The following is a 3,330-nucleotide window of genomic DNA, read 5'->3' as shown; positions in this document are numbered from 1 at the left end:
TCGTCGCGGTCACGGCAATGGACTTCGTGATGAGGTTGTGCATTCTGTCCTCCACTTTCAGTTGAGGTCGGATGTACGGGTGGTGCTCTCCAAGTTCTAGTCCGCCGATCGAGGCGTTCAAGGTGTTCGCGGTGTGTGCCTACTCACCCCATCCGATGCCCATCCGATGCCTGTTCGGTTCCGAACGCGCGCAAGGAACGGCGACCAGGCACGCGCTCCCTGCTTCCGCTGTCGGCAACCGAAGCAGATCGCGGTGCGCGCTCTTAGCCCCGGGCCGGTCACACACGCATGCCCTCAACCCGGCAAAGACCCCGCCCTCGCCCCTGCAACCTCAGCCACCAACATCGATACATTCAGGCTTCGTGCGCGGCCACAAGAACCCGCGCAAACCGCGACCCTCGGTCCGCAGACCGACGCCGATGTGCGCGCGGTGCGGGTGTCTCTCCTGGCTCAGGGCACCGCGCGAGCGCGGTCGGCCACCAGGTTCGAATGAATGTGTGGGGACAGACGCAGACCCCAAGATTGTAAGAAACCTCTTGGGGTACGGAACCGGTCCCCGACAACAGGAGCACACAGATGACTCGCAACACGACCTCCCGCTCACTCCACGATCTCGGACTTGCCGCATGGTTTGGCGGCACGTTGGCCAACGCGGTCGCCCTCAATCCCGCTGCTGCGCAAGCAGAGAGCGCTAGCGACCGGGGAGCCGTCGCGAACGAGGGTTGGGACCGCTGGACTCCGGTCAATGCCGCCGCGATCGGTGCACATCTTGTGGGAAGTATCGGTCAGCTCGCCAGAAACTCCAGTCGCATCCGGGGTCAAAAAGGCGTACCTACGATGGTTGGCGTGAAGGTAGGTCTCACCGTCGCAGCGCTCGGTGTCACCGCTTACAGCCGGGTGCTCGGCAAGACAGTTGATGCTCATCAGGGTGTCCCTGTCGCAGCCGCGACCGCGCCAGTCGCTTCAACCCCGCCCAAGGTGGCTGCGGCGCAAAAGAAGTTGGCAGCCCTGCAGTGGGTCATTCCCGCTCTCACTGGAGGGTTGGTCGTTGTGAGTGCCTTCGCGGGTGAACAGGAAAGGGCTTCTGAGGCGGGCAAAGGTGTCTTGAGGCGTGTGCTGGCCTGAAGTCGGTCGCGTTACTGGCTCTCTGCCCGGAGGGCTGGGTGTGGTGTCCGCTGGGGTGAGGTACGCAACGGTGATCTCGTCGACATCGACAGCACCAATCGGGTTGAACCCAGGCAACAGGGCGAAGCCGTCTTGCGGCTGATCGACAGGCGGCGGCCCGTTCTTGCGTTCCAATTCCCTGCGTCGTCGTTCACGGATGGTTTGGGTCAGCTGCAAGCGGGCAGCCACGGGTGACTCGGTGCGCAGATCGACAGTCGACGCACCGGCATGTCTCTTCGACCCGTCAGGCGAGGAGTCGCGTACCCAGCTATTCGAACGAACGGGCCACGTGTTCCACGGGTTTGTGTCCGACGCGGTGGTCGGCTCACGCTACGGCGTAGGTGTGTTCGGTGGTCGGGCTCCCGAACGAGGACTGCGACACAACGGCGACAAGTTGCTGCTCGACACGTGCGCCAGGGCGATCGAGGGTGAGTACGCCCGGGGCCGGGAAACTTTTAGTGATCGTCTCGACGACCCCGAGAAGATCAACACCTTGGACTCAGCTCATGCGTCAACGCGGTGCGTGATCGTCGACAGCTCGTTCGACTGGAGCGACGATGCCGCCCCGCGCGTGCCACTCAACGAGACCGGCGTCTGCGAGGTGCACGTCAAGGGCTTCACCCAGCAGGACATGTGGCGCACCGCCCTAAGTGTGGTGACGGTTAGTGCCGGTCATGCTTTTGGCGTCGGATAACGCGTGCCTCTTCAATGTCCGAGCGGCGCTTCTGTTCGGCCTTCTCGATCTTGCGGGTGTCGCGCGGCGGTAGCTGGATCGTCTCCTCGGCCGCGATGCCAGCCTGAAGCTGCCGGCCTCGCTCCAGCTCGGCGTCAAGCTCGGCACCGAACAGCAGCGCGACATTCGTGATCCACAACCAGAGCAGGAACACGATGACACCACCGAGCGCACCGTAGGTCTTGTCGTAGTTCGCGAAGGTCGCGACATATAGGCCGAACGCTGCCGACGAGAGGATCCAGGTGAGGATCGCGACTGTGGCACCGACGCTGATCCAGCGGAACTTCGGCTGCTGGACATTCGGTGTCGCCCAGTGGAGGACCGCGACGATCACGACAACGATCACCAGGAGTACCGGCCACTTGGCGATGTCCCAGACCGTCACGGCTGTCGAGCCGAAGCCGATCGCGTCCCCCACAGCCTTGGCGACCGGTCCGGTGACGACCAGACCCACGAGCGCGATGGCGACCAGGACGACTGAGAACAATGTGACGAGCAGCATCACGGGGCGGAGCTTCCACACCGGCCGTCCCTCGCCGATCTCATGGACACGATTCATGGCACGGCTGAACGCGCCGACATAGCCGGACGCCGACCAGAGCGCACCCAGTAGACCAACGACCAACGCGATGCCTGCGGCCTTCGCGTTGGCGAGGTTCTCGATGGTGGGCTTGAGGGTGTCGACAGCCGACGACGGACCAATTTGGTCCACGATCTTGAGCATCGCATCAACAGTTGATTGGCCTTGCCCCAACACCCCGAGCAGGGAGACCAGCGCGATGAGCGCCGGGAAGAGAGCCAGCACGGCATAGTAGGTCAGCGCCGCAGCCAGATCAGTGCACTGGTCCTTGGAGAACTCCCGCAAAGTCTTGCGCACGACATAGATCCACGACCGCTTCTTGATGTCCGCGATCGAGTCCGGCTTGCGCGAATCGTCCGGATCGGGAGCATTCTTCCGATCCTCAAGGTCCTTGGCGTCGTTCGCGGGCGTACTGGTGGCCATGGCTTCCCCTGATGGGTCATGAGTGATCACCGGCGGTTACCCCGAAACGCACTGGCTGTAACGCCCGTTGCCGATTGGCCGCAGATAGGACGACATCGAACGAGCTGCTGACCCTGAGCTCGTACGTCCGACGGTGGACCGACGACCTCGAGCAGCTGCCGCGATCGGGCCCGGTGCCGCGGCGAATCGTCGGGCAGGCTGTCCGTCTGGGTCGGGCGTTCGCGACAGATTCGGCGCCGACGGCACGCTGGTGCACACAGACCCGCACTACGACAACGTCCCCGCAAACAACCGGGAGCCTTGGCTCGCGATCGACTCGCAGCCCGTTTCGGATGACCCGCATCACGATGGCGACCCTCTGCTGTGCAACGGGTGGGAAGAGATGGTCAAGGCCGTCCAGCACTGAGCACTCGACGGTGTCCGTGGCGCG

General features: G+C 63.7%; 3 protein-coding genes. 2 read left to right on the top strand and 1 reads right to left on the bottom strand.

The genetic code is table 11. The features are described from left to right. Positions 1-576: 576 nt before the first annotated feature. Together H7290_RS10700 and H7290_RS10695 are read left to right on the top strand one after the other, a co-directional pair. Entirely contained in the window at positions 577-1,125 is a 549-nt protein-coding gene (locus H7290_RS10700; protein WP_290513998.1) for a hypothetical protein, read from the top strand. Positions 1,126-1,363: 238 nt separating this feature from the next. Then, positions 1,364-1,858, top strand: a complete 495-nt coding sequence (locus tag H7290_RS10695) for a hypothetical protein (RefSeq protein ID WP_290513997.1) — start codon at positions 1,364-1,366, stop codon at positions 1,856-1,858. On the opposite strand, the gene H7290_RS10690 is transcribed toward H7290_RS10695, so the two are convergent. After that, on the bottom strand, positions 1,827-2,900 hold the full coding sequence (locus H7290_RS10690) for a YihY/virulence factor BrkB family protein (RefSeq protein ID WP_290513996.1): 1,074 nt from the start codon (positions 2,898-2,900) through the stop codon (positions 1,827-1,829). The genes H7290_RS10695 and H7290_RS10690 overlap by 32 nt on opposite strands. Between the last annotated feature and the right edge of the window lie 430 nt (positions 2,901-3,330).

Origin of the sequence: Aeromicrobium sp., from assembly GCF_014378035.1 — a bacterium.
Taxonomy (GTDB): Bacteria; Actinomycetota; Actinomycetes; order Propionibacteriales; family Nocardioidaceae; genus Aeromicrobium.
This window is presented reverse-complemented; position numbering and strand designations above follow the sequence as displayed.

Excerpts from the sequence above, each read along its gene's own strand:
- H7290_RS10700 (WP_290513998.1), top strand. The coding sequence starts at position 577 with ATGACTCGCAACACGACCTCCCGCTCACTCCACGATCTCGGACTTGCC.
- H7290_RS10690 (WP_290513996.1), bottom strand. The coding sequence starts at position 2,900 with ATGGCCACCAGTACGCCCGCGAACGACGCCAAGGACCTTGAGGATCGG.